A 24,357-nucleotide genomic window follows, 5' to 3' on the forward strand; every position below is an offset into this window, starting at 1 on the left:
CCGCGCGTGTCACGCGGGGACGGAGGCGACGCCCCGGGGGAGGAAACGCGGCTCGGCGACACCGGCGCGGTCCAGGTAGGGGGTGACGCCCCCCAGGTGGAACGGCCAGCCCGCGCCGAGGATCATGCACAGGTCGATGTCCTGGGCCGCCGCGACCACGCCCTCGTCGAGCATGATGCGGATCTCCTCGGCCAGCGCGCGCAGGGCGCGCAGCCGTACCTCCTCGGCGGTCGAGGGAGAGGTCCCACCGGCGAAGAGGGCCGTGGCCTCCCGGTCCAACGAGAGGTCGGGGGCGTAGACCCCGGGCTTGCCCGCCGCCACCAGCCGGGCGAGGTTCTCCGAGACGCCGTAGCGGTCCGGGAAGGCCGCGTGCAGGGTCTCCGCGACGTGCAGCGCGACGGCGGGACCGACGAGCTGGAGCAGCGTGAACGGGGTCATCGGCAGCCCGAGCCCGTCGAGCGCGTGGTCGGCGACCTCGATCGGGGTGCCCTCGTCGACGGCGCCGATGACCTCGCCCATGAACCGGGTCAGCAGCCGGTTGACCACGAACGCGGGCGCGTCCTTGACCAGCACCGACGACTTCTTCAGTGTCTTCCCGACGGCGAAGGCCGTGGCCAGCGTCGCGTCGTCGGTCTCCGCGCCCCGGACGATCTCCAACAGCGGCATCACGGCGACCGGGTTGAAGAAGTGGAACCCGACGACCCGCTCGGGATGCCGCAGGCCCGCGGCCATCTCGGTGACCGGCAGGGAGGAGGTGTTGGTCGCCAGCACGCACTCGGCGGAGACGACCTCCTCGACCTCGGCGAACACCTTCTTCTTGACCCCGAGGTCCTCGAAGACCGCCTCGATCACGAAGTCGGCGTCGGCGAAGGCGTCCTTGGTCAGCGACCCGGTCACCAAAGCCCTGAGCCGGTTGGCCTGGTCGGCGGACAGGCGGCCCCTGCCGAGCAGCCGGTCGATCTCGGCGTGCACGTGGCCGACGCCCCTGTCCAGCCTCTCCTGGTCGAGGTCGGTCATCACGACCGGCACCTCAAGGCGGCGGGCGAACAGCAGCGCCATCTGGGAGGCCATCAGGCCCGCGCCGACGACCCCGACCTTGGTGACCTTGCGGGCCAGCTCCCGGTCGGGGGCTCCGGCGGGCCGCTTGGCCCTGCGCTGCACCAGGTCGAAGGAGTACAGACCGGCGCGCAGCTCGTCGCCCATGAGGAGGTCGGCCAGCGTCTGGTCCTCGGCGGCGAAACCCTCGCTGCGGGAGGCGGTCCGGGCCAGCTCGATCAGGTCGAGGGCGCGGTAGGGGGCGGGGGAGGCGCCGCGCAGCTTCATGTCGACCAGGAAGCGGGCGTCGGCGAGGGTCTTGGACCAGTCGTCCACGGTGTGGTCGGTCCGGGAGACGGTCTCCTCGCCGCGCAGTACCCGGGCCGCCCAGCGCAGCGACTCCTCAAGGAAGTCGGCGGGCTCGAACATCGCGTCGGCGACGCCCGCCGCGAACGCCTCGGGGCCCTTGATCATGCGGTTCTGGGAGAGCGGGTTCTCGACGATCAGCTTGATGGCGGTGGCCGGGCCGACGAGGCGGGGCAGCAACTGGGTGCCGCCCCAGCCGGGCACCAGGCCGAGGAAGCACTCGGGCAGCGCCACGGCCGTCACCCCGGAGGAGATCGTCCGGTAGGTGCAGTGCAGGGCGATCTCAAGGCCGCCGCCCATGGCCGCGCCGTTGACGAACGCGAACGACGGCACGTCCAGCTCGCCGAGGCGGCGGAACACCTCGTGGCCGAGCTGACCGATGCGCAGCGCCTGCTCCTGGCCGGTGATCACCGGCAGCCCCTTGAGGTCGGCGCCGACCGCGAAGATGAACGGCTTGCCGACGACGCCGACGGCCGCCAGGTCGCTCCTGGCCGCGACCGCGTCGAGCGCCTCGCCGAGCGACGCGAGCCCGGCGGGGCCGAAGGTGGACGGCTTGGTGTGGTCGAAGCCGTTGTCCAGGGTGATCAACGCCATCAGACCGGCGCCGTGGGGCAGCTCGACGTCGTGGACGATCGCCTTCGTGACGACCTCGTCGGGGAACAGTGTTTCGAGGTTCTTTCCGTTTTCGGTCACTTCGCGCCCTCCCAGGCGAGGTTCTCCCAGACGACCGTTCCGCCCATGCCCATGCCGACGCACATCGTGGTCACGCCATACCGTACGGCGGGGCGCTCCCCGAACTCGCGGGCGAGCTGCGTCATCAGCCGCACCCCAGAGGAGGCCAGCGGGTGACCGTAGGCGATGGCGCCGCCGTACGGGTTCACCCGGGGATCGTCGTCGGCGATGCCGAAGTGTTCGAGGAAGGCCAGCACCTGCACGGCGAAGGCCTCGTTGATCTCGAACAGGCCGATGTCGGAGACCGAGAGCCCGGCCAGGCGCAGTGCCCGCTCGGTCGAGGGGATGGGACCGACCCCCATGACCTCGGGATCGACGCCCGCGAAGGCGTAGGAGACCAGGCGCATCCTGGCCGTCAGGCCCAGTTCCTGGGCGACGTCGGCGGCGGCCACGACGCAGCCGGTGGCGCCGTCGTTGATGCCGGAGGCGTTGCCCGCGGTGACCCGGCCGTGCGGGCGGAAGGGGGTCTTGAGGGTGGCGAGCGCCTCCAGGTTGGTGCCGGGGCGGGGCGCCTCGTCCGCGCCTGCCAGCCCCCAGCCCCGCTCGGCGGAGCGGGTCGCCATGGGGACCAGGTCGGGCTGGATGTTCCCGTCGGCGTAGGCCTTGGCTGCCTTCTCCTGGGAGGCGACGGCGAAGGCGTCCGCGCGCTCCCTGGTGATCGACGGGTAGCGGTCGTGCAGGTTCTCCGCGGTCATCCCCATGACCAGGGCGGAGCCGTCCACGAGCCGCTCGGCGAGGAAGCGGGGGTTGGGATCGACGCCCTCGCCCATCGGGTGGCGGCCCATGTGCTCGACGCCCCCGGCGATGGCGACGTCGTAGGCGCCGAAGGCGATGCCCCCGGCGACCGAGGTCACCGCGGTCATGGCGCCCGCGCACATCCGGTCGATCGCGTAACCGGGCACCGTCTTCGGCAGCCCGGCCAGGACGGCGGCGGAGCGGCCGATGGTCAGGCCCTGGTCGCCGATCTGCGTGGTGGCCGCGATCGCCACCTCGTCGACGCGCTCGGGCGGCAGGTTCGGGTTACGCCGCATCAGCTCACGGATGACACGGATCACGAGGTCGTCCGCTCGCGTCTCGGCGTACAGGCCCTTGGGACCCGCCTTGCCGAAGGGCGTGCGCACACCGTCGACGAATACGACGTCACGAGACGAAGGCACGGGTTCGCTCCTCGTTGCTGGGTGGCTACCCACCCCATGCTACTCGTCGGTAACAACCTTTGGTACGACCGGGCGGGCTGTGTCCCGGTTGTGGGGGGTGTCGGTATATCGAATTTCCGGTTGAGATGACGATTAGGGGTATTTCTCGGAAATATCAGTTAACCGGAGATTCGCTCCGTGTTTGATGGGAGAAATGGCATCCATCCAACGCGCTTTTCGGGTGTCGCCGCAGGTAGAGATATATTTTTGGATGGTTGGCGGCATTATCCGCCTAATCGACATCTATATCATCGTCAAACACTGATATTTGTGCGGTTATTGCTGCTTGAGACGTTCCGTCTGTTCCCGCCTCGTTGAAGTCCAGGCCCTCGACTGGCCGGGGCGGGAGACAGAAGGGGCAACTCGTGAGACGAGTCGTCACCGCGGCTCTCGCCGCCCTCTTTCTCACCCTCCTCACGACCGGTACGGCATGGGCCACCCCGCCCGGTATCCCCTCGCCGTCCACCGCCGCCGCCAGGCTCGGCACGCTCACCGTCGCGAGCGAGTCGCACCAGTCCACCTACGACCGCGCTCTCTTCCCCCACTGGATCACCATCAGCGGCACCTGCAACACCAGGGAGACCGTGCTCAAGCGCGACGGTTCCGGCGTGGTCGTCAACTCAAGCTGCGCCCCGACCTCGGGTAGCTGGTACTCCCCCTACGACGGCGCCACCTGGACCGCCTCTGGTGACGTCGACATCGACCACATGGTGCCGCTCGCCGAGGCGTGGCGCTCGGGGGCTTGGGCGTGGAGCACAGCCCAGCGACAGGCCTTCGCCAACGACCTCAACGGCCCCCAGCTCTGGGCGGTCACCGACAACGTCAACCAGCAGAAGAGTGACCAGGACCCCTCGACCTGGCAGCCGTCCCTGCCCGCCTTCCGCTGCGCCTACGCCTCGGCGTGGATCCAGGTGAAGTGGGCCTACGGCCTGTCCCTGCAGAGCTCGGAGAAGACCGCCCTGCAGAACATGCTCGCCTCCTGCTGACCCCTTCTTCCCGTACGGCCGCCGCCCCATGACCGGGCGACGGCCGTACCCCTTTTCCGGCGTTTCCAGAAATTTCCGGAAAAGGCTTATGCCTTGCTACCTGCTGTTGTTTCGATAAGTCTGTGAGCAGAGGTCCGCTTCGGTCGCCGTGACAGCGAGGAACACACACGTGAAGTACGTGCTGATGATCTACAACAACCCCGAGACCTGGGAAGACCTGTCGAGCGAGGAGCAGGGCGGCCTGATCGGCGAGGCCAGGGCGCTGGTGGCGGAGCTGACCGCCTCGGGGGAGTGGGTCGGCGGCGAGGCCCTGGCCGCCTGGTCGCGGGGCAGGACCGTCCGGGTGCGGGACGGAGACCCCATCATCACCGACGGGCCGTTCGTCGAGGCGAAGGAGTATCTGGCGGGATACTGCGTGATCGACTGCGCCACCGAGGAACGCGCCCTGGAGATCGCCGTCCGCTGGCCCGACGCCAGGATCTGCGCGATCGAGGTCCGGCCGGTCGAGCCCCCCTGACGGGCGCGTCCCGTGAGGGGGGCCGGGCAGGTCAGTCGTCGTCCTCGGTCTCCTGGTCGGTCTCCTGGTCGTGCTCCAGGATCGCGCCGGTCGTGGCGTCGATCTCGAAGTCGTGCTCGACGGAGTCCTTGCGAAGCTCGATCTCCCAGGTGGTCGGGGTCTCGTCGCCGTCGAACTCCGCCTCGGTCAGCTGGGCGCCCGGCACCTTGTCCAGAGCGATCTTGACGGCCGCGTCCCGCTGGATCTTCGCCTGGGCCTCACCGGGGGCGGGGGCCTGCTCGGCGGAGGTGGAGGAGGGCGCCGGGGAGGGGTTCGCCGCGAAGGCCGCGCCACCTCCGGCGACGGCGAGGGCGAGACCGGCGGTGACGATGGTGGCTCTCATGATGTTTCGCATGCCCTTACTGTGCGGCCCGCCGCGATAGCGCCACGCTGCGGGAACGCTAAGGGAAGGTTAAGACCGCGCGGGCGGGCCGAAGGCCACCTCGACGCGGGCGCCGCCCTCCCCGGACGCGCGCACGTCCAGCGACCCACCCGACGACTCCGCGGTACGGCGGGCGATGTCCAGCCCCAGGCCGGTCGAACCGCCCCCGCTGCTGCCCCGGTCCAGCAGCCCGGCGTCGAAGCCGGGACCCGCGTCGGTCACGGCCAGCACCGCGCCGCCCCCGGCGCCGGGCGTGAGCCGTACACCAAATGGGGTGCCCTCTGGGGTGTGCGCGAAGACGTTGCCGAGCAGCGCGTCCACGCACGCGGCCAGCTCACCCGCGGAGACCGCGACCGGCAGCTCCTCCCCGGGAAGGTCGAGATCCATCGTCCGGTCCTGGTCCTCGGCCAGCACCGACCAGAACCGCACCCGGTCGGCCACCACCGAGGCGGCGTCACACGACCTCCCCACGGGTGAACGCTGCCTGGCCGTGTCGATGATCGAGGTCACGGCCCGTTCCAGCTCGTCAACGCGTGCCCCGATCTGTGCCGCCTCTGCGGGGTCGGACAGGGCCTCCGCGGTCAGCCGCAGCCCGGTCAGCGGGGTGCGCAGGCGGTGGGAGAGGTCGGCGACCGACTCCCGCTCCGCGGCCAGCAGGTCGTCGATCCGCCCGGCCAGGTGGTTGAGGGCCGAGGCGACGGAGCGGACCTCCGGCGGTCCCTCGGGTACGGCGCGGGCGGTCAGGTCACCCCCGGCGAGCCGGTGGGAGACCCCGGCCAGGGCGGTGATCGACGCCGTCACGGTCCTGGCCAGCCGGTCCGCGACCGCGATGCCGAGGCCGGTCAGCGCCAGCCCGAGGATCAGCAGCCCGGCCCACGCCTCCCGCACCCCCCGGCCGAGGTCGGCGTCGCTCACGAACGCCCGCACGACCACGGTGCCCAGCGTCGGGCTCTGCACCGAGACGAGGACCTCGACGCCACCGGGCACCCGCGCGGTGACGCTGCGACCGAGCGCCGCCAGGCGGACCGCGTCGGAGCGGGGCGCGGCTTGGCCGATCGTCTCCCCGCCCGGCAGGAAGACCGTCAGCGGGTAGCCCCCGGACGCCGCGACCTGCTCGACCGTGAGCGTCAGGTCTCCCGCCGACAGGGTGCCGACGGCCGCGGCTACCGATTCGGCCGTGTCGGTAGCGCGGTCGACGGCGGCGTTCTCCGCGACCGTGCCGATCAGCAGGGCCATCGGCACCAGAAGGGCGACCAGCACCAGCGAGGTGGTGGCCGCCATGACCAGCGCCAGCCAGCGCCTCACGACGGTTCGACCAGCTTGACGCCGACCCCGCGCACGGTCACCAGGTAGCGGGGCTCCTGCGCCGTCTCACCGAGCTTGCGCCGCAGCCACGACAGGTGGACGTCCACCGTTTTGTCGGCTCCGCCGTACGGGACCTGCCAGACCTCGGTCAGCAGCTCCCGCTTGGTCACCACCTCGCCCGCGCGGACCGCCAGGAAGTGCAGCAGGTCGAACTCGCGGGGCGTCAGTTCGAGCGCCGCCCCGTCCAGGGTCGCCTCGCGCGTGCGCGGGTCAAGGCGCAGCCCGGCGACCGTGACCGCCGTGTCCTCCTGGGCCCGCTCCTGCCCGGCGCGGCGCAGGACCGCCCGGACCCGGGCGTCGAGCTGCGCCGCGCTGAACGGCTTGGTCACGTAGTCGTCGGCCCCCGCGTCGAGGACGGGCACCATCTCGGCGTCCCCGCCCCGGGCGGTCGCGACGATCACGGGCACCCGGCTCACCGCCCTGAGCATGCGCAGCAGCTCGGCACCGTCGAGGTCGGGCAGCCCGAGGTCGAGAACCACCAGGTCGGGGCGGTCACGCAGGGCCACGCGCAGCCCGTCGAGGGCCGTCGTGCAGGAGGAGACGGCGTGACCCAGCTCCCGCAGGCCCCGGGTGAGGGCCGTGCGGATCGTCACGTCGTCCTCGATGAGCAGGATCTCGGCCATGGTGATGCCCACCGTAGACGCTGAACCGGGGTGCGTGACCTACCCTGGCCCTGACGGAGGGGAGAGGGAGATGCGAAGACGGCTGCTGCTGGCCCTGACCGGGTGGCTGGCCACTGCGGCCGCCGCGACCGTCGCGGGGGTCGCCGTCCTGAATGTGCTCGGCGCCCCCCTCAGCGGCGCCGCCGGTCACGCGCTGACGCCCAAGGAGGTCCGCGCCGAGCTGGCCGCCGCCTCCGCGCGTCCGCCGCTGCCCTCCCCGGCCTCCTCTCCCGGCGCCTCCGCCCGCACGAAGGTGATCAGCACCCCCGGCGGCAGCGTGGTCGCCGCCTGCCAGGACGGTCTGGTACGGCTGCGCTCCTGGAGCCCGGCCCAGGGCTACTCCGTCGACGACGCGGAACCGGGCCCGGCCTCGAAGGCGACCGTCGAGTTCGAGTCGGGCGACACGGAACTCAAGGTCGAGGTCCGCTGCGCCCCCGGCGACCAGCCCGTCCACACGGTGAAGCCGTAGAACTCAGACGCGCGTGGTCTCCATCAGCGCCAGATAGCCCTCCTCAAGGGTCGGTTCCACGGGTTCGGCCTCGGGCGCGGGGCGCTCAGGGGCGACCACGCGGTAGCGCGTCCCCGCGTCCGTGGGCAGCGCCGAGACGATCCTGCCCGAGGGCGCCGGACCCGGCGTGGTGACCGTCCACACCAGCCCCTCCGCCCGGGCGACCAGCCTCGACGTGGAACCGTCGAACAGCAGCCGCCCCGCCGCCAGCACGGCCAGCGACCGGCAGGTCTCGGCCACGTCCTCGACGAGGTTCGTGCTCAGCAGCACCGTGCGCTCCCCGGCCAGCTCGCCGAGCATGATCCGCAGCCGGATCCGCTCCTCCGGGTCGAGGCCGGTCGTCGGCTCGTCGACGACCAGCAGCTTCGGATCGCCGAGCAGCGCCTGGGCGACGCCGACCCGCCGTACCATCCCCCCGGACAGGCGGCCCAGCCTGCGGTCGGCGACCCCAGACAGGCCGACCACGTCCAGCAGCTCGCCGATCCTGCGGCGCCTGAAGGGACGCGAGTCGAGCCCCTTGAGCAGCGCGACGTAGTCGAGGAACCCGCGCGCCGTCATGTCGGGGTAGACGCCCAGGTCCTGCGGCAGATACCCCAGCTCCCGCCGTACGGCCAGCCGCCCCGCCGAGGTCGTGACGTCGTGCCCGCCGATCCTGACGGTCCCCGAGGTGGGCCTGAGCAGCCCGGCCAGGACCCGCATGAGGGTCGTCTTGCCCGCCCCGTTCGAGCCGAGCAGGCCGTACATGCCGGTGGGCACGTCCAGGTCGATCCCGTCGAGGGCGTGGACCCCGCCCCGGTAGGTCTTGGTCAGCCGGGAGATCTCGATGCGCATGTGATGCTCCGTGGTCACGCGGTACGGGAGGTGTGCAGGCGGACGAGCAGCAGGACGGCCACGGTGAGCACGGCCATCACCCCCATCCACAGGAAGGCGGCGCCGGGGCTCGCCACGGGCCGCAGGACGTTCAGCACCGCGTCGGGCCAGGGGCCGTAGGGCAGCACGTAGGGGTCGGACGGGGCGGTGTAGAGGAGCCCGAACTCCGCGTAGTGGGCGCCGGGTGAGAGGACCGTGTGGGACAGGGTGGGCATCATGTCCGCGGGGATGAGGCTCCCCCAGAACCAGTAACCGACGAACAGCACCCGGAACAGCGGCAGCGGGACCAGCAGCGGCCCGGCCAGCGCGAGCGCCCCGACGAAGAGCAGACCGGGCAGGGCCGTCGCGGCGAAGACCAGCACGGACAGCGGAAGCGCCCCTGGCCCGCCCTCGGTGACCGCGTAGACGGCGACCCGGCCGAAGTAGACGAGCGCGATCGGCACCGCGGTGGCCGCGCAGGCGCCCAGATACTTGCCGAGCAGGCGGCCCGTACGGCTCGCGGGGGCGGCGTCCAGCACCTCGGAGACGCCGAGCCGCCCGTCCCTGACGAGCCGGTCGGCCAGCAGGCAGCCGTAGGCCATCGGCATCAGCACGTTGACCGTGCCGACCACGGCGAGCAGGTCCGTGGTGACGCTCCTGGGGACGCGGCCGATGTCGGGGATCAGGTATCCCTGCCGGAAGGAGATCACCAGCAGGACGAACGCCAGGCCGTAGACGATCCACAGGGCCGGGCGGCGGATCTGCATGCCGAACTCGTGGCGCAGGGTCGCGATCACCGCTCCCCACCCCCGAGGACACGCTCGTCGTTCCCGAGCAGAAGCCACGCGGCCACCGCCAGGGGTACGGCGCTCACCAGCAGGAGCAGGCGGTTGGGCAGCCAGCTCTCTTCCGCCACGCCCCGCGTGGTGGCGAAGAGGTCGAGCGGGCCCGGGACCGTGCCGCCCCCGGAGACGCCGAACAGCGTCAGCCCGGCCAGCCAGACCAGCGCGACCGTGGCCGCCGCCGCGACCGTGCTCCTGGAGAGGGTCCAGGCGAGCAGCCCGAGGGCCGTCAGCCACAGGGTGGGGGAGAGCCAGACGAGCTGACCGGCGAGAACGCCGGGGGAGACGGGCAGCAGCCGCCACCAGTCCCTGGCCGACAGCAGCGCGAGGACCGGCAGGGCGCACAGGCCCGCCCAGCCGACCGTGACGGCCACGCGGCGCAGCACCGTGGCCCGGTAGGGGGAGGGCAGCGACAGCCGCAGCTCGGCGGCCCGGTCCCCGCCGACGAGCGAGGCCGCGAGCAGGCCGGTCAGCAGTGGGACCCCCATCTCGGCCACGCCGAGGAGCAGACGTGCCGCGACCGGCTCACGCGCGCCGATCCGGGGGGCGAGCAGGCCGAGCAGCACGGCCGTGAGCGCCAGCGCCGGGGGCGTGATCAGGGCCGCGGGACCGGCCCCTCGGGTCTCGTGCGACCACAGGTGGAAGTGCTTCATGATCGGTTGGTTGCGCGCGGACGCCGGAACGGTTCACCCAGACCGGCGACGGCGACGGCGGCCAGCGTGAGCGCCAGCGCCAGGCCGATCGTCCCGGGACCTGTCGCCCGTGGCCACCAGGAGGACCAGCCGGTGAACGAACCGGTGAGGGAGCCGGTGAAGGAGAACGCGTACAGGCCCCACGCCACGAGGGCGCCCCCGGCGGCGGCCTCGGCGCGCCAGCACACAGAAAGCAGCAGGCTGAGCGCCGAGATCACCGCCGTCGGCCCGAGCCACACCATGACCAGCGCGAACGGCCCGGCCGGGACCGGGCCGAAGGGCGACAGGGAAGGCAGCACCGAGGCGGCCAGCCCCAGCAGCAGGTCGTAGCCGAACACCAGCGTCATCCTGGCCAGCAGGATCACCCGGGGCGACGTCGGCGTGACGGCCACCAGCTCGGCCACCCCGTCGTCGCGCGGGCCGTACGCCGCCGCGATGCCCGCCCCCGCGACCAGCGGCGCGAGCAGGGCGAGCACGGGCCCCGCCGTGTACGGCCTGGCCAGCATGAGGGCGATTCCGGCCGCCATGACCAGCGCCGAGACCAGCCAGATCGACACCGGCTGGACGCGGGCCTCCATCACCAGCAGCTCCCACGCCCTGACGATCCTCGGCACCGAGGGAGCCCGCCCGCCCGTGAGCGCCGACCTGCGCAGCGCCTCCCGCACGATCTCCCGCCCCGGGGGCGGCGGCAGGCCGTCGCCGATCCCCGTCAGCTCCGGCCACCGGTCCTGCTCGCTCATCGGAGCACCCCCCTGAGGGTCGCGCGGGCGTGGTGCAGGCGGCTCTTGACCGTGCCGGGCGGGATGCCGAGGATCTCGGAGATCTCCCGGTGGCCGAGGTCGCACAGGAAGGCGAGCACCACCACCTCGCGCTGCGCGAGCGGCAGCCGTACCAGGGCGTCCTGCACGCGCCCGGCCCCGACGGCCAGCTCCTCCGGACCGGGCACGTCGTCGGCCCGCTCGTACGGCTCGGCCGCCGACGGCGGGGGAAGTCCGCGCAGCCGGTTGTGCGCCTGCCTGCGCGCGACCCCGAACAGCCAGGTGCTCACGCTGGAGCGGCCCTGGTAGGTCGTGGCGGAGCGCCACACGGCGAGCAACGTGTCCTGCAGGATCTCCTCGGCCGTGCCCCGGTCTCCCGCGAGCCGGTACAGGAAGCCGAACAGCGGCCCGGCGTGCCGTTCGTACAGTTCACCGAGCGCTTCCGCGTCGCCGTCCGCGACCCTCGCCAACACCCGCGTGTCATCCACCTGTCCCCGCGTCCGTCCGTCGCCGTCCCGTCATGATGGCCCGTTCGACGGGTCTGTAGCGGCGCGCCCAGGCCGGGGTTCACGGCTGTCTGCTACGGCCCAGGGGGACGACCATGGGGGTGCCGGAGACGGGGTCGGCGACGACGGTGCACGGCAGGCCGAAGACGTCGCCGACCACGGCCTCGGTGACGACCTCGGCGGGCGGGCCCTCGGTGTGGACGGCGCCGTCCTTCATGGCGACGAGGTGCGTGCCGTACCTCGCGGCGTGGTTGAGGTCGTGGAGGACGGCGACGATCGTACGGCCGTCACGGTTGAGGTCGGTGAGCAGCTCAAGCAGCTCGATCTGGTGGGCGATGTCGAGGAAGGTCGTTGGTTCGTCCAGCAGCAGGAGCGGGGTCTCCTGCGCCAGGACCATGGCGATCCAGACCCGCTGGCGCTGGCCGCCGGACAGCTCGTCCACGTGCCGGGCGGACAGGCCGGTGACGTCGGTCGCCCGCATCGCGGACACCACGGCGGCCTCGTCGGCGGCCGACCACTGCCTGATGAGCTTCTGGTACGGGTAGCGGCCCCTGGCGACCAGGTCGGCGACGGTGATGCCCTCGGGGGCGATCGAGCTCTGCGGCAGCAGGCCGAGCAGGCGGGCGACCTCCTTGGACCGGTAGGAGGTGATCGTCCTGCCGTCGAGGACGATCCGCCCGGCCGTGGGCCGCAGCAGCGCGGACAGGCCGCGCAGCAGGGTGGACTTCCCGCAGGCGTTGGGGCCGACGATCATGGTGAACGAGCCGTCGGGGATCCGCAGCGACAGGTTCGCGGAGATGACCCGCCTGTCGTAGCCGATCGTGACGCCGTCCGCGCGCAGCCGGGGGGCCTGGGTGGTGGTCATGGCGCTCCTGTACGGGGGTGGTGGTCAGCTCCGGTTGGACTCGCGCAGCAGCAGCCAGACGAAGTAGCACCCGCCGATGGAGACCGTCATCACGCCGACCGGAAGCTGGGACGGGGCGAACAGGCGCTGCGCGGCCAGGTCGGCGGCGCCGAGCAGGAGTGCTCCCAGCGCGGCCGAGGGGATCAGGGCGACGCCGGAGGTGCCGGTGATCCGCCGGGCGATCTGCGGCGCCACGAGGGAGACGAAGGCGATCGGCCCCGCCGCCGCCGTGGCCAGCGCCGTCGAGGCGACGCCCACGACCACCAGGGCGAGCCTGGCCGTACCGCCACGCACCCCGGTCGCGGCCGCGGCGTCGTCACCGAGTTCGAGCTGCCGCATGACAGGGCCGAAGGCGATCGTGACGGGCAGCAGCACCGCCGTGACGGTCAGCACCGGCCAGAGCTGGTCGTGGCCGAGCCCGTTCAGGGACCCGGCCCCCCAGGTGGCGGCCTGCATCGCCTCGTTGAGGCTGGCGGTCAGGACCAGCCAGGTGTTGACGGCGCCGAGCATGGCGGTGACCCCGATGCCGACGATGATCAGCCGGAACCCCTGGACGCCCCTGCGGTAGGCCAGCAGGTAGACCAGCACCGCGGTGGTGAGGCCACCGGCGAGCGAGCCCGCGGCGATCTGGTAGTAGCCGCCGCCGATGATCACGATGACGACAAGCGCGCCGGTGTAGGAGCCCGCGGAGAACCCGATGACGTCCGGGGAGCCGAGCGGGTTGCGGGTCAGCGACTGGAAGATCGCGCCGCTGACGGCGAGGGCCGCGCCGAGCAGTACGGCCAGCAGCGCCCTGGGCAGCCGCCAGTCGACGACGACCATGTGTTCGGCGGCCGTTCCACCGCCGAACAGGGCGCGCACGACCCGCGGCAGCGGGATCGGGGCCTCACCCGAGGCCAGCGAGAGCAGCAGCACCACGACGGCCAGGGCGAGGAAGACCGTCGTCGTCACGATCGTCCTGGTGTCCAGGCGCAGGGAGAGGGCGCGGGTGCGCACGACCAGCGTCCCGCGCCCGAAGTCGACCGGGGTCACAGGGCGCTCACCTTCGCGCGGCGGGCCAGCAGGATCAGCACCGGGGCGCCGACGAAGGCGGTCACCACGCTGACCCGCAGCTCCTGCGACGACAGCACGACCCGCCCGGCCACGTCGGCGACCGTGAGCAGGATCGGCGCGCACACGATCGTGTAGGGGATGATCCAGCGCTGGTCGGGCCCGACGAACCAGCGGACGACGTGCGGGACCATCAGCCCGACGAACCCGATCGGCCCGGCCGCCGCGGTCGCCGCCCCGGCCAGCAGCGTGACCGCGGTGATCACGGCCACCCGGGTGCGGGTGATGCGGGCGCCGAGCGTCCTGGCGAGGTCGTCGCCGAGGGCGATCGCGTTCAGCGGCCTGGCCGCGACCAGGGCGAGCGCCAGCCCGGCCAGGACGAAGGGCAGCACGACCAGCACGGTGCGCCCGTCCCGCCCGGCCAGCGAACCGGCGCCCCAGGAGCGCATCGTGTCGAAAACCTCGGGCCGCAACAGGGTGATCCCGGTGGACACGCCGCCGAGCAGCGCGCCGACGGCCACCCCGACCAGGGTCAGCCTGATCGGCGTGGCCCCGGCGCGGCCGACCGAGCCGAGCGCGTAGACGAGCGCCGTCACGGCGATGGCGCCCGCGAAGGAGAACCACAGGTAGCCGGTGATGTCGCTGAGGCCGAGGAAGCCGACGCCGAGCGTCACCGCGAAGCCCGCCCCCGCGTTGACCCCGAGGATGCCGGGGTCGGCCAGCGGGTTGCGGGTCAGCGCCTGGATGAGCGCGCCGGAGACCCCGAGCGCGGCGCCGGTGACCAGGCCGAGCAGGGTGCGCGGCAGTCGCAGTTGCCACACGATGATGTGGTCGCCGGAGTCGTCGTGGTGCAGCAGCGCCTCGACGACAGTCCGCAGCGGGATGTTCTTCGACCCGACCGCGATGCCGAGCAGCAGCACGAGCACCAGCGCGCCCACGCAGACGAGCAGCCACAGGCTCCGCCGCGCGTTCGTCCCCACCAGGCCGGGCGCCGCGGCCTCACGAGCGGTGCTCACAGTCCCGCGCGCTCCAGGGTCCGCTCGACCTCGTCGCGGATCTCCTCCTCGTCCCTGCCGGACTCCCAGACGGAGTCGAGCCGCGCGCGGACCTCCTCGTCGAGCGCGTCGTAGCGGGCCTGCCACTCCTCGGCCCGGTGCGTCCAGTACCCGATGATCTTGTAGCGGTGTCCGGGGAGTCCGAGCCCGTGGCGCAGGTGACGGCGGATGCCGCGCAGCATCGTGCTCTCTCCCGCGGCCCAGACGTAGCCGGGTCCCTTGGGCAGCGGGAGACCGCGCACCGCCTCCGGCAGCAGGCTGGGGGCCACCCCGTTGCCGCTGCCGTACAGCCAGGTGAACGTGACGTCGGCGGCCGCGTCGATCCGCTGCGCGTGCGACTCGTGGGCCACCTCGACGATCGCGTGGGCCCTGGCGTGCGCGGGAAGCTGCTCGACGAGCCTGCCGAGCGCGGGCAGGCCGGTGGCGTCGGCGGCGAACAGGTGCCAGACGGTGTCGGCGGGCGGTTCGTAGAGCCCGCGCGGCCCCCCGACGAAGAGCTGGTCACCCGGCCTGGCCGCCCGCGCCCACTCGCTGGCGACCCCGCCCTCGTGGACCACGAAGTCGATGGTCATCTCGCCGCGCGCGGCGTCCAGGCGGCGCACGGTGTACGGCTGGCAGGGGGAGGGTGTGCTGCCCTCGGGATAGCTCCATCCGCGTCCCTCGGGGTTGTCGACCGGCAGGACGAACTCGCCGGTCCCGGGGACCGGGAAGTGCAGGCGCAGGTACTCGTCCCCCACGCCGGTGCCGGGGAAGCCACGCAGCTCCCGGCCGCCGAAGACGACCCGGACCATGCCCGGGGTGAGCCGGATCGTCTCGACCACCGTGCCACGGCGCAGTTCGATGCTCATCGGTGCCTCTCTCAGGGGAAACGTGGGGACTCAGAACAGCGTCGCGGCGCGTTCGAGCACGTCCAGGAAGATCGTCGCGGTGAGCGCGAACCCCTGGTTGTAGCGGGCGTCGGTGTCGATCACCTTCCCGGCGGCGACGGCGGGCAGCCTGGCCCACACCGGGTTGGCGGCGGTCGCCTTCCGCCAGGCGGGGTCGCTCACCTGCGCGATGATCAGGTCCGCCTCGTCGAGGCGGCCGAGCTGCTCGGCGGACAGCGACAGCCCGTTCTCCGCGTCGTGGTCGTCCCTGAACGGCAGGTCGAGGCCCGCCTCGGCGCACACGGTCGTGGTCAGGGTGCGCCGGTGCACCAGGAAGCCCGACTCGGCGTAGACGCCCAGCACGATCTTCCTGCCGCCGAGCCGCTCCCGCAGCAGCGGCCGCAGCGCGGCCAGCCTGGCGTCGTAGTCCCTGGTCGCCGCCCGGCTCTGTTCGGTACGGCCAAGCTGGGCGGACTGCCGGTCCAGCGCGGCACGCCAGTTGACCGGGGCGTCCCGGTAGGGCGGCACGTCGTCGCCGACCACGAGCAGGGGCGCGATGGTGGCCAGGCGCTCGTTGCCGTACCAGTCGCTCCGGTAACCGTAGGCGTTCATCACGATCAGGTCGGGGTCCAGGCCGAGCAGCCGCTCGAAGTTGACCCTGTAGTCGCCCGCGGTGTTGACCGGCTGGGCGGTCTCGATCGTCCGCCCGGGGAACTGGAAGCCGATCCTCTCGCCGGGGAACCAGAAGTTGCCCGCCCCGACGATCGGATAGCCCATCAGCATCGCGAACTCCAGATCGACCCGGCCGTCGAGCACGACGACCCGCCGGGGGTCCTTCGGCACCTGCCCGGTGAAGCCGTCCCAGCCGTAGCGCAGGGTGCCGCCCCCTGACGTGCCCTGGGCGCGCGGCTCCTCTGACCCACATCCGGCGAGTACGGCGGAGGCCGCCAGGACGGCACCCGCGCCGAACAGCCCTCGGCGGGTGAGGTCGTCCACGATCCGCTGCCACTCGGCGTCGTGGACGCGGGGGCTCATGGTCCTCACGCGGCCGCCACCTTCGTGTAGAGCGCGTCCCAGCCGTCGGCGACCTTCGGCGCCGTGTAGATCGAGCCGTAGTAGACGTCGCCTTCGAGCAACGTCACCGCCCCGCGCTTCACGGCGGGAAGCCTGCGCCACAGCGGGTGGGACATCAGGGCGTCGAAGTCCGCCTGGCTGCCGTTGATCATGAAGCCCCGGCAGTCGGCGATGCGGTCGAGCTGCTCCATGCTGAGCCCGTTCTCCGCGGAGGAGAACAGCTTGGCCTCGGGGGAGGTGCCGCCGAGTTCCTGGAGCGTGGCCGCGGTCGGCAGCAGTCCCTTGTCGGTGCTCCACGTGCTGCTGACGTAGACCTGTCCCTCGTCGGGGAGGTAGGAGATCGCGGCGACCTTGGAAGCCTTGATCAGGTCGCCGTGGCGGTTCTTGATCTCGGCCATCCGCGCGTCGTAGTCGGCAGTCAGCTTCGCCAGGCGGTCGGTGCGCCCGAGCCAGGTGGCGAGCCTGGTCAGGTTCTCCCGCCAGTGGATCATGAAGTCGGTGGTCAGCACCGGGGCGATGCTCCTGAGCTTGTCGTCGGGCCACCACTCGCCGCCCGCGTGGCAGCAGACGATCAGGTCGGGGCCGAGCGACAGGATCTGTTCGAGGTTGGGCTTGTCGCTCAGGAAGGGCACCCCGGGGTCCACGGGCACCCAGGGTCTGGCCTTGCTGTGGTTGTAGCCGATCACTGGCAGGCCGAGCGCGAGGGCGGGTTCGAGGTCCACCCGCGAGTCCACCGCCACGACCCGTCTGGGGTCGGTGGGGATGGCGTAGCTGCCCAGGGGGGTCGTCACCGTCCGGGTCGTCGGCGCGGCGGCCTTCTTCTCCGGCTCCTCGGGGCCGGACTCGCGGGAGCACGCGCTCAGCAGTCCGGTCGCGGCCAGTGTGGCCGTCATCCCCAGGAATCCCCGCCTGGTCGGCGTGGTGGCCGGATGTGGTCCTGCCTTCACCGCGTGTCCTCCTTGATGGCCGATTTGATTAGGTATGCCTTACCTAATCTGGTGGATCACGGAAAGTCATCTGGGCAGGTGGACGAGTTGTCCCGGTTTTTGGACAGCCGCTATCTCCTTCGCTGACCCTCCAGGCCGAGTTCGGTGCCGTCGAGGGTGGAGAAGGTGCGGAAGTACACGGCCGGGGTGTGCCCGGTCACCTGCCGGAACAGGTCGATGAAGGTGCTGGGGTTGGCGTAGCCGAGCCGCCCGGCGACGACGGTGACCGGCCGCCCCGCCGCGATCTCGATCAGCGCGGTACGGATCCGCACGAGGATGCGCCACTGGGTCAGGCTCAGCCCGGTCTCCCGCAGGAAGCCGCGGGTCAGGGTGCGCGCGCTGAAGCCGAGCCGCAGCGCCCACTCCTGGGTCGTGCGGTCGTCCGCGGGGTCGGCGACGATCCGCTCGGCGATCCCGCGCAGCCGCGCGTCGGCGGGCATGCGGATGTCCAGCGAGGCGGCCTGGACGGGACGCAGCAGGTCGACGGCGAGCCGCTGTAGCCGTAGCCGCAGGTCGGCGGGCATCTCCTCGTTCATGTTGTACAGCAGCAGCTCCCGCAGCACCGAGGTGAGCGCGATGCCGACGATGCCGTCCCAGCCGATGTCCGTGCGCTCGGGGGCGAAGCAGGTGGCGAAGGAGACGCTGCCCGACTCGGCGCGGACACGATGCGGGACACCCGCCGGGATCCAGATGCCCAGCACCGGGGGAACCATCCAGAGCTGCCCCTCGGCCTCGACGGTCATCACCCCGCCGCCCGACCAGATCAGCTCGTGCTCGTGGTGGGCGTGGGTGTCCCACACCTCGGGCGTGTCGTTGTCGTACCGGCTTGAGGTGAGGAGCCACGGCTCGGGGACCATCCTGCCGGGCGGGGAGACAGGCTCACTCCAGACCGGAGGCTCCAGGGTGGGGGCGCCCCACAAACGGATGGTTGGTGCGGTTTGGCGGTTTACCGGCATGAAGTGTCAAAGTACCGCATTGCTGGCTGAACCCCAGAGTCCATAGCGTCGAAGAATGCCCGTGGTTCCCCCAAATCCACCCATCCCTAACGCCACCCAGGACGCCATCACGCATGCCGTACGGGACACCCCCCGGGACGCCATGCAGGACGATTCCGCGCGGGACACCGTGGAGAAAGCCGCGCAGGCCGCCCCACGCGCCGCCGTACAGGACGATCCTGCGCAGGACACCGCGAAGGCCATCGTGCGCGATGCCGTACAGGATGACCCCGCGCGGAGCGTCGTGGAGGCCGTACAGGACACCACGCCCGCCGCTCCCCGGAACGCCGCCCGAGAAGTCCCGGAAACCCGGGAACCCCCGAAGGACCTCGGGCCAGGTGGGCTGATCCGGTACGCCTGTCTCGCCCACGGGCGTGGCCGTCTGCTGGCGGTCGCCGGCGCCGGGCTCGCGGGACACCAGGTCGCCGAGGCGCTGGTGCCCGTGCTGATCGGGGTGATCGTCGATCGTGCCGTGGGCGGCGCCGACGTGGCCGCCCTGGCCGGGTGGCTCGGGGCGCTGGCCGCCGTCTTCGCCGGGCTGATCCTCTGCTGGCGGGTCGCGACCCGGCTGAACACGCGCGTGTACGTCTACGGCGAGCACGAACTGCGGCTGCTGGCCGCGCGCAGGATCCTGCATCCCCGGGGCATGGCGGTGACGCGGGCGCCCGGCGAGATCCTGACGATCTCGACGTCGGACGCCTCGAACGTCTCGGGCTTCTCCTGGGTCGTGAGCGAGCAGGGCGCCTGCGTGGCGGCCCTGGTGACGGCGGTCACGGCCCTCGCGCTGATCTTTTGGCCGCTGGCGCTGGGCGTGCTCGCCGCGACCGCCGCGCAGCTCGCGCTGGTCCACCGGCTGAGCCGTCCCCTGGACGAACGGGTGTATGCAGAACGCAGGCAGGCGGCGCGGGCGGGCACGCTGGCCACGGATTTCACCGTGGGGCTGCGGGTGCTGAAGGGCTACGGCGCCGAGGGCGCGGCGGCCGCCCGCTACCGTGACGCGAGCCGCGCCTCGATGCGGGCCGCGCTGGCGACCGCGGACGCCCAGGCGCGGCTGTCCGCGGTCAACGCGGGCGTCGCCGGGATCTTCCTCACCGGGATCGCCCTGGCCGCCTCGTGGCTGGCGCTGAACGGGACGATCACGGTCGGCGGGCTGGTCTCCGTGGTGGGACTGGCCCAGTTCGTCCGCTCGCCGATGGAGCAGCTCGGGTTCCTCGGCGCCGAGCTGGCGGCCAAACGCGGCTCGGCCCGCAGACTCGCCGAACTGCTGGCCACGCCGTACGCGACCTCCGAAGTGGGACACGTCGGCCCCTCGGAAGGGGAGCAGGGGCCGGTGCTGAGCGTGCGGGTCGGCGGGGAGACGATCGAGGCGCGTCGGGGCGAGTTGCTCGGGATCGACGCCGGGGACGCCGCCGCCGAACTCCTTGACGTGCTGGCCTACCGCATCCCGGTCGAACCGGGCCGGTACCTGCTCGGCGGTGCCGACGCCGTACGGCTCGGCCCGGAACGGGTGCGTGAGCGGGTCTTCGCCCCGCCGCGTGAGGCGAGCGTCTTCACCGGCACCGTGGCGGACAACCTCGCCCGGGAGGGTTCCGACCCCGCCGCGCTCGCCGCCTCCGGTCTCGACGAGGTGCTGACCCACCTGCCGCACGGGCTGCGCTCCGAGGTCGGGGAACAGGGGCATCTGCTGTCCGGCGGCCAACGTCAGCGCCTGCTCCTGGCCCGCGCGCTGCACCAGCCGCAGCCGGTCGTGGTGCTGCACGAGCCGACGACCTCGGTGGACAGCGTCACCGAGCAGCGCGTCGGCCAGGCCCTGCGCGGCTTCCCGGACAGGACGATCATCCTGATCACCCGCAGTCCCGGCCTGCTGCACGCCTGCGACCGGGTCCTGCGTCCGGCGCTCGCGGGGGAGGGCCGATGAGCCAGGAGAGGCTGCCCGTCGCCTCGACCGGGGAGACCGTCCGTCAGGCGGTACGGCTGCTCGCCCGCCACAGGCTCCTGCTCGCTGGGACGGTCGTGGTGCTGCTGACGGGAACGGCCGCGGGCCTCCTCGTCCCCGCGCTGCTGGGCGCCATGGTCGACGCGGTCGTGCGCGCCGATCCCCTCCCGGCGCTGCTGTGGCCCGCGGGCGGGCTGCTGGCCGCGACCGCCGCCGGCGTCGCCCTCGGCCGGTGGGGCGCGGTCCTGCTGGCCAGGCTCACCCAGGGCGCGTTGAGCGAACTGCGGGAGCGGGTGTTCGCCACCGCGCTCGCGCAGCCCGCCGCGACTGTCGAACGGGCGGGCAGCGGCGACCTCGTCTCCCGCGTCTCCGGCGACGCCGAGGCGGTGAACGTCGCCATCGGGCGGGTGCTGCCCTCCTGCCTGTCGGCGTCGTTCACCATCGCGCTGACCGTCGTCGGCATGGGCCTGCTCGACGGATGGTTCGTCCTGGCCGCCCTGATCGCGACCCCCGTCCAGTACGGCGCGCTGCGCTGGTTCCTGTCCCGCTCCGGCCCCGTCTACCGGGAGGGCCGCGCCGCGGAGGCCGAGCGGGGGCAGCGGCTCATCGAGACGCTCGGCGGCGCCACGACCGTCACCTCCCTGCGCCAGGGAGACCGGCACCTGTCCGAGATCGCCAGGACCTCCGAGCACGCGATCGGCTACGACCTGCGCGCCGTACGGCTGCGCACGATCTTCTTCGGGCGCCTGAACATCGCCGAGTTCGCCGGGCTCGCCGCGGTCCTCGTCACCGGATACTGGCTGGTCACGACCGGTAGGGCGAGCCTCGGCGAGGCGACGGCCGCCGCGCTGTACTTCCACAACCTGTTCGCCCCGGTCGGGGCGCTGCTGTCGAACGTGGACGAACTGCAGGGAGCCGCCGCGGGCCTGGCCAGGCTGTTCGGCGTCACCGCCCTGCCCCTCCGGCGGGAGGACCATCCGAAGATCCCCGAAAGGTACGGCCCGGCCGTCGAGGTCGAGGGGGTGAGCCACTCCTACGTCCCCGGCCGCCCGGTCCTGCGCGGGGTGTCCCTGTCGCTGGAACGGGGACGGCGGATGGCCGTGGTCGGGGCCAGCGGTGCCGGGAAGTCCACGCTCGCCAAGCTCGTCGCCGGGGTCCACCCACCCCAGGAGGGCCGCGTCGCGGTCGACGGCCTGGCACCGGCCGCTCTCTCACCCGCCGAACGCCGCGACCGGGTCGTGCTGCTGAGCCAGGAGGTCCACGTCTTCTCCGGCACCGTCGCCGACGACCTGCGCCTGTTCGCGCCGGACGCGAGCGAGGAGGAGATCCTGCGGGTCCTCGGCCTGCTCGGCGCGGACTGGGTCGGGGACCTGCCCGACGGGATCCACACCGAGGTCGGCGCCGGGGGGCACCGCCTCTCCGCGGCGCGGGCGCAGCACCTGGCCCTGGCCAGGCTCGTGCTCGCCGACCCCCCGGTCGCCGTGCTCGACGAGGCCACCGCGGAGGCCGGGACCGTCGCCGCCGACCTGCTCGACCGGGCCTCGGAGGCCGCCCTGGCCGGGCGCACCTCGGTGGTCGTCGCCCACCGGCTGTCCCAGGCGGCCACCGCCGACGTCGTCGTCGTCATGGAGGACGGCGCCGTCGTCGAGCGGGGCACGCACGAGGACCTGCTGGCCGCCGGGGGCCGCTACGCGACGCTGTGGCGGGCGTGGTCGCGCGCGACACCGGCGTAGCGCAGGCCGTACGGTCAGACCTCGCCCTTGGTCTCAAGGCGGACCAGCGCCTTGGCCATGGGGTGGGCGGTCAGCCCGATCTGCCACTCACGCGCGCCCAGCTCCCGCAGCCGGGCCGCGACGGTCTCGTCGTCGATGACGGCCGGAGGCTCCCAGGTCAGGCGGCGTACGGCATCCGGCTGGACGAGGTTCTCCGTCGGCATGTGGTGCTCGTCGGCGAGCGCGGCCACCACGGCCCTCGCGGCGGCGAGGCGCCTCGCGGCGACCGGGTCGCGGTCCATCCACCGGTTGGCGGGCGGCGGCCCGTCGCCGGGCGCGCTCGGCTGCGGGAGCTGGGACTCGGGCAGCGCGCGGGCCCTGCCGATCGCGGCCAGCCAGTCGCGCAGGTGCCTGCGGGCGCTGCGGCCGGTGAACGGGGGGATCTCGGTGAGCGCCTTGGTCGTGCGGGGCTGTTCGAGGGCTGCGGTGACGATCGCCGCGTCGGGCAGCACCCGGCCAGGCGCGAGGTCGGACTCCCTGGCCAGGCGGTCACGCAGCGTCCACAGCTCCCTGACCACGGCGAGGCCGCGCAGCGAGCGGACCTTGTGGATGCCCGAGGTGCGCCGCCACGGGTCGGAGCGCGGCGCGGGGGACCTGTGCGCCAGCACCGCGGCGAACTCCTCCTGCGCCCAGGGCAGCTTCCCGCTGGCGTCAAGCTCCCGGTGCAGGACGTCCCGCAGCTCGACCAGGACCTCGACGTCGAGTGCCGCGTAACGCAGCCAGTCCTCGGGCAGCGGCCTGGTGGACCAGTCGGCGGCCGAGTGGCCCTTCTCCAGCCTCAGGCCCAGGACGTTCTCCACCATCATCCCCAGGCCGACCCGCTCGTAGCCGAGCAGCCGTCCGGCCAGCTCGGTGTCGAACAGCTCACGGGGGTGGAAGTTCAGCTCGGCCAGGCACGGCAGGTCCTGGGAGGCGGCGTGCAGCACGATCTCGGCGTCGGCGAGCACCGCGTCGAGGTCGGACAGGTCGGGGCAGTGGGTCGGGTCGATCAGCGCGCTGCCCGCACCGGCGCGGCGCAACTGCACCAGGTAGGCGCGCCCGCTGTAGCGGTATCCCGAGGCGCGCTCAGCGTCGACGGCGACCGGCCCGGTGCCCTCGGCGAAGGCGCGCACGACACGTGCGAGGTCGGCCTCGTCCTCGATGACGGGTGGGATTCCCTCTCGCGGCTCCAGCAGCGGAACGATGGTTGTCTCGTCGGTCACGTTCGGAAGGACTCCGGATCTTCGCGACGGCGTGGCGGCAGGCTCGCCACGTCGGGTGGCAGGGGTGGTATACCGGCCGCGAGGCACATCAGATCGCACCAGGCGGCGACATGGCCGGAGAGGTCCTCCTCCAGCGGGGACCAGGAGGCGCGCAGCTCAAGCTCCGTGGTCACCGGGTCTCCGTCCTTGTTGCCGAAGCCCTCGGAAACCGCCTTGGTGACGGTGCCTCCGGCGGCGGCGTAGGCGACGCCGTGCGCGTCGAGAGACTCGGTGAGCCAGCTCCACGCGACGGGGCCGAGCAGTGGATCCTCGGTGATCTCCGGCTCCATGTCGGCCCGGACGTAGGCGACCAGCCGGAACTGGCCGTCCCAGCCACGCTGGCCGTCCGGGTCGAAGAGCATGATGAGACGGCCGACCGCGAGTTCGTCGTCGTCGCGGTAGACCGACGCGCCGATGGCGGCCGAGTAGGGGGCGAGGCGCTGTGGCGCCGGGATGTCCTCCAGCTCGATCTCCGGCCTGACCTCGGCGGGACGCATGCTGGCCGCGGCCCGCGTGAAGGCGGCGGGAGCGGGCGGCGCGTCACCGGCGGTCATACCGGAAGCGTAGGTCGGAACTGAACGCATGGGGACCACTGGGGTGTGTGTAGGAGCCATCGGGACCGATCAAGCCACTGCCGCCGCCCGGTGGGGGGCGGGCGCGTCCGCGTAGTGGGGGAGGGCACGGGGGGAGTGCTCGGACACCCGCTCGTCGGCACAGGAAGCGCAGTGCTCACCGCGGTGCTCGGGTGAACCCCACATCGTGGACATCGCACAGGCCTTTCGTCGGGTCGTGGTCCGACGTTGGCACGTCGCGCCGACATTTCCGCGCAACGTGCTCGGCGTGTCCCGAAAGTGGTGCCGGAATGATGCCGCGCGGTGACTTGGCGAACATTTGGCCCAGCCGAGGACCGGACCAGATTCGTCAATGGGAGGAACTGTACCCGGAAACATGATCGCTCCGCGCGGCGCCGCACCTCCCGGGGCGTGCCGGTCCCGGATTCCGCCTCCCGAGACAACGGACGAAGCGCTCGAAACGGGTAGAAC

At 72.5% G+C, this 24,357-nt stretch carries 24 protein-coding genes; 5 read left to right on the forward strand and 19 right to left on the reverse strand.

From position 1 onward, the window contains the following. Nucleotides 1-9 precede the first annotated feature (9 nt). Together FHS44_RS17470 and FHS44_RS17475 are read right to left on the reverse strand one after the other, a co-directional pair. Complete coding sequence (locus tag FHS44_RS17470) at nt 10-2,094, reverse strand: 3-hydroxyacyl-CoA dehydrogenase NAD-binding domain-containing protein (RefSeq protein WP_184715879.1); 2,085 nt, start codon at nt 2,092-2,094, stop codon at nt 10-12. Beyond that, nucleotides 2,091-3,290 carry a thiolase family protein gene (locus FHS44_RS17475; RefSeq protein ID WP_184715881.1) on the reverse strand — a complete coding sequence of 400 codons (1,200 nt, stop codon included), beginning with the start codon at nt 3,288-3,290 and terminating at the stop codon, nt 2,091-2,093. The genes FHS44_RS17470 and FHS44_RS17475 overlap by 4 nt, the downstream gene beginning before the upstream one ends. Before the next feature lie 404 nt (nt 3,291-3,694). Here FHS44_RS17475 and FHS44_RS17480 point away from each other — a divergent pair, with 404 nt between their 5' ends. Continuing rightward, complete coding sequence (locus tag FHS44_RS17480) at nt 3,695-4,315, forward strand: HNH endonuclease family protein (RefSeq protein ID WP_184715883.1); 621 nt, start codon at nt 3,695-3,697, stop codon at nt 4,313-4,315. Between the two features lie 169 nt (nt 4,316-4,484). Beyond that, nucleotides 4,485-4,832, forward strand: a complete 348-nt coding sequence (locus tag FHS44_RS17485; protein WP_184715885.1) for a YciI family protein — start codon at nt 4,485-4,487, stop codon at nt 4,830-4,832. Between the two features lie 31 nt (nt 4,833-4,863). Here FHS44_RS17485 and FHS44_RS17490 read toward each other — a convergent pair whose 3' ends face one another. The 3 genes from FHS44_RS17490 to FHS44_RS17500 are packed head-to-tail and all read right to left on the reverse strand — an operon-like array spanning nt 4,864 to nt 7,241. Continuing rightward, nucleotides 4,864-5,226, reverse strand: a complete 363-nt coding sequence (locus tag FHS44_RS17490; protein ID WP_184715887.1) for a PepSY domain-containing protein — start codon at nt 5,224-5,226, stop codon at nt 4,864-4,866. A gap of 57 nt (nt 5,227-5,283) precedes the next feature. Then, complete coding sequence (locus FHS44_RS17495; protein ID WP_184715889.1) at nt 5,284-6,558, reverse strand: sensor histidine kinase; 1,275 nt, start codon at nt 6,556-6,558, stop codon at nt 5,284-5,286. Next, nucleotides 6,555-7,241, reverse strand: a complete 687-nt coding sequence (locus FHS44_RS17500; RefSeq protein ID WP_184715890.1) for a response regulator transcription factor — start codon at nt 7,239-7,241, stop codon at nt 6,555-6,557. Before FHS44_RS17500 ends, FHS44_RS17495 begins: the two co-directional genes overlap by 4 nt. Nucleotides 7,242-7,311: 70 nt before the next feature. Between FHS44_RS17500 and FHS44_RS17505 the strand changes: the two genes are divergently transcribed. After that, the gene (locus FHS44_RS17505; RefSeq protein ID WP_184715892.1) at nt 7,312-7,749 is read left to right on the forward strand and encodes a hypothetical protein; all 438 of its coding nucleotides are present in this window, start codon (nt 7,312-7,314) and stop codon (nt 7,747-7,749) included. A 3-nt stretch (nt 7,750-7,752) separates the two neighbouring features. On the opposite strand, the gene FHS44_RS17510 is transcribed toward FHS44_RS17505, so the two are convergent. The 12 genes from FHS44_RS17510 to FHS44_RS17565 form a co-directional block, all read right to left on the reverse strand. Beyond that, the gene (locus tag FHS44_RS17510; protein WP_184715894.1) at nt 7,753-8,619 is read right to left on the reverse strand and encodes an ABC transporter ATP-binding protein; all 867 of its coding nucleotides are present in this window, start codon (nt 8,617-8,619) and stop codon (nt 7,753-7,755) included. A 14-nt stretch (nt 8,620-8,633) separates the two neighbouring features. Then, nucleotides 8,634-9,434 (reverse strand): ABC transporter permease, encoded by an 801-nt coding sequence (locus FHS44_RS17515; RefSeq protein WP_184715897.1) that lies wholly within the window; start codon nt 9,432-9,434, stop codon nt 8,634-8,636. Next, nucleotides 9,431-10,132, reverse strand: coding sequence for a hypothetical protein (locus FHS44_RS17520; RefSeq protein ID WP_184715898.1), 702 nt, complete (start codon nt 10,130-10,132; stop codon nt 9,431-9,433). The genes FHS44_RS17515 and FHS44_RS17520 overlap by 4 nt, the downstream gene beginning before the upstream one ends. Next, nucleotides 10,129-10,911 (reverse strand): hypothetical protein, encoded by a 783-nt coding sequence (locus FHS44_RS17525; protein WP_184715900.1) that lies wholly within the window; start codon nt 10,909-10,911, stop codon nt 10,129-10,131. The genes FHS44_RS17520 and FHS44_RS17525 overlap by 4 nt, the downstream gene beginning before the upstream one ends. Continuing rightward, nucleotides 10,908-11,417 (reverse strand): RNA polymerase sigma factor, encoded by a 510-nt coding sequence (locus FHS44_RS17530; RefSeq protein WP_184715902.1) that lies wholly within the window; start codon nt 11,415-11,417, stop codon nt 10,908-10,910. Before FHS44_RS17530 ends, FHS44_RS17525 begins: the two co-directional genes overlap by 4 nt. Before the next feature lie 79 nt (nt 11,418-11,496). Beyond that, nucleotides 11,497-12,300 (reverse strand): ABC transporter ATP-binding protein, encoded by an 804-nt coding sequence (locus tag FHS44_RS17535; protein ID WP_184715904.1) that lies wholly within the window; start codon nt 12,298-12,300, stop codon nt 11,497-11,499. A gap of 24 nt (nt 12,301-12,324) precedes the next feature. After that, entirely contained in the window at nt 12,325-13,371 is a 1,047-nt protein-coding gene (locus tag FHS44_RS17540) for a FecCD family ABC transporter permease (RefSeq protein WP_184715906.1), read from the reverse strand. Continuing rightward, nucleotides 13,368-14,405, reverse strand: coding sequence for an iron chelate uptake ABC transporter family permease subunit (locus tag FHS44_RS17545; protein WP_184715908.1), 1,038 nt, complete (start codon nt 14,403-14,405; stop codon nt 13,368-13,370). Before FHS44_RS17545 ends, FHS44_RS17540 begins: the two co-directional genes overlap by 4 nt. Next, nucleotides 14,402-15,292, reverse strand: coding sequence for a siderophore-interacting protein (locus tag FHS44_RS17550; RefSeq protein ID WP_184715910.1), 891 nt, complete (start codon nt 15,290-15,292; stop codon nt 14,402-14,404). The genes FHS44_RS17545 and FHS44_RS17550 overlap by 4 nt, the downstream gene beginning before the upstream one ends. A gap of 30 nt (nt 15,293-15,322) precedes the next feature. Further along, a complete protein-coding gene (locus tag FHS44_RS17555; protein WP_184716611.1) occupies nt 15,323-16,345 on the reverse strand; it encodes an ABC transporter substrate-binding protein in 1,023 nt (340 codons plus the stop codon). 5 nt (nt 16,346-16,350) lie between these two features. Beyond that, nucleotides 16,351-17,331, reverse strand: coding sequence for an ABC transporter substrate-binding protein (locus FHS44_RS17560; protein WP_184715912.1), 981 nt, complete (start codon nt 17,329-17,331; stop codon nt 16,351-16,353). Between the two features lie 110 nt (nt 17,332-17,441). Further along, the gene (locus FHS44_RS17565) at nt 17,442-18,290 is read right to left on the reverse strand and encodes a helix-turn-helix domain-containing protein (protein ID WP_221460925.1); all 849 of its coding nucleotides are present in this window, start codon (nt 18,288-18,290) and stop codon (nt 17,442-17,444) included. Nucleotides 18,291-18,381: 91 nt separating this feature from the next. Here FHS44_RS17565 and FHS44_RS17570 point away from each other — a divergent pair, with 91 nt between their 5' ends. Next, nucleotides 18,382-20,283, forward strand: a complete 1,902-nt coding sequence (locus FHS44_RS17570; protein ID WP_221460926.1) for an ABC transporter transmembrane domain-containing protein — start codon at nt 18,382-18,384, stop codon at nt 20,281-20,283. Continuing rightward, a complete protein-coding gene (locus FHS44_RS17575) occupies nt 20,280-22,034 on the forward strand; it encodes an ABC transporter ATP-binding protein (RefSeq protein ID WP_184715916.1) in 1,755 nt (584 codons plus the stop codon). Before FHS44_RS17570 ends, FHS44_RS17575 begins: the two co-directional genes overlap by 4 nt. A gap of 14 nt (nt 22,035-22,048) precedes the next feature. On the opposite strand, the gene FHS44_RS17580 is transcribed toward FHS44_RS17575, so the two are convergent. After that, nucleotides 22,049-23,275, reverse strand: a complete 1,227-nt coding sequence (locus tag FHS44_RS17580) for a ribonuclease D (RefSeq protein ID WP_184715917.1) — start codon at nt 23,273-23,275, stop codon at nt 22,049-22,051. Beyond that, the gene (locus tag FHS44_RS17585; RefSeq protein ID WP_184715919.1) at nt 23,272-23,868 is read right to left on the reverse strand and encodes a DUF3000 domain-containing protein; all 597 of its coding nucleotides are present in this window, start codon (nt 23,866-23,868) and stop codon (nt 23,272-23,274) included. Before FHS44_RS17585 ends, FHS44_RS17580 begins: the two co-directional genes overlap by 4 nt. Between the last annotated feature and the right edge of the window lie 489 nt (nt 23,869-24,357).

Origin of the sequence: Streptosporangium saharense, from assembly GCF_014203715.1 — a bacterium.
Taxonomy (GTDB): domain Bacteria; phylum Actinomycetota; class Actinomycetes; order Streptosporangiales; family Streptosporangiaceae; genus Streptosporangium; species Streptosporangium saharense.

Bases quoted from the DNA above. Each gene is read 5' to 3' on its own strand.
- FHS44_RS17525 (WP_184715900.1), bottom strand. From the start codon at position 10,911: ATGAGCGAGCAGGACCGGTGGCCGGAGCTGACGGGGATCGGCGACGGC.
- FHS44_RS17505 (WP_184715892.1), top strand. From the start codon at position 7,312: ATGCGAAGACGGCTGCTGCTGGCCCTGACCGGGTGGCTGGCCACTGCG.
- FHS44_RS17575 (WP_184715916.1), top strand. From the start codon at position 20,280: ATGAGCCAGGAGAGGCTGCCCGTCGCCTCGACCGGGGAGACCGTCCGT.
- FHS44_RS17500 (WP_184715890.1), bottom strand. From the start codon at position 7,241: ATGGCCGAGATCCTGCTCATCGAGGACGACGTGACGATCCGCACGGCC.
- FHS44_RS17550 (WP_184715910.1), bottom strand. From the start codon at position 15,292: ATGAGCATCGAACTGCGCCGTGGCACGGTGGTCGAGACGATCCGGCTC.
- FHS44_RS17520 (WP_184715898.1), bottom strand. From the start codon at position 10,132: ATGAAGCACTTCCACCTGTGGTCGCACGAGACCCGAGGGGCCGGTCCC.
- FHS44_RS17570 (WP_221460926.1), top strand. From the start codon at position 18,382: ATGCCCGTGGTTCCCCCAAATCCACCCATCCCTAACGCCACCCAGGAC.
- FHS44_RS17490 (WP_184715887.1), bottom strand. From the start codon at position 5,226: ATGCGAAACATCATGAGAGCCACCATCGTCACCGCCGGTCTCGCCCTC.
- FHS44_RS17535 (WP_184715904.1), bottom strand. From the start codon at position 12,300: ATGACCACCACCCAGGCCCCCCGGCTGCGCGCGGACGGCGTCACGATC.
- FHS44_RS17555 (WP_184716611.1), bottom strand. From the start codon at position 16,345: ATGAGCCCCCGCGTCCACGACGCCGAGTGGCAGCGGATCGTGGACGAC.
- FHS44_RS17585 (WP_184715919.1), bottom strand. From the start codon at position 23,868: ATGACCGCCGGTGACGCGCCGCCCGCTCCCGCCGCCTTCACGCGGGCC.
- FHS44_RS17510 (WP_184715894.1), bottom strand. From the start codon at position 8,619: ATGCGCATCGAGATCTCCCGGCTGACCAAGACCTACCGGGGCGGGGTC.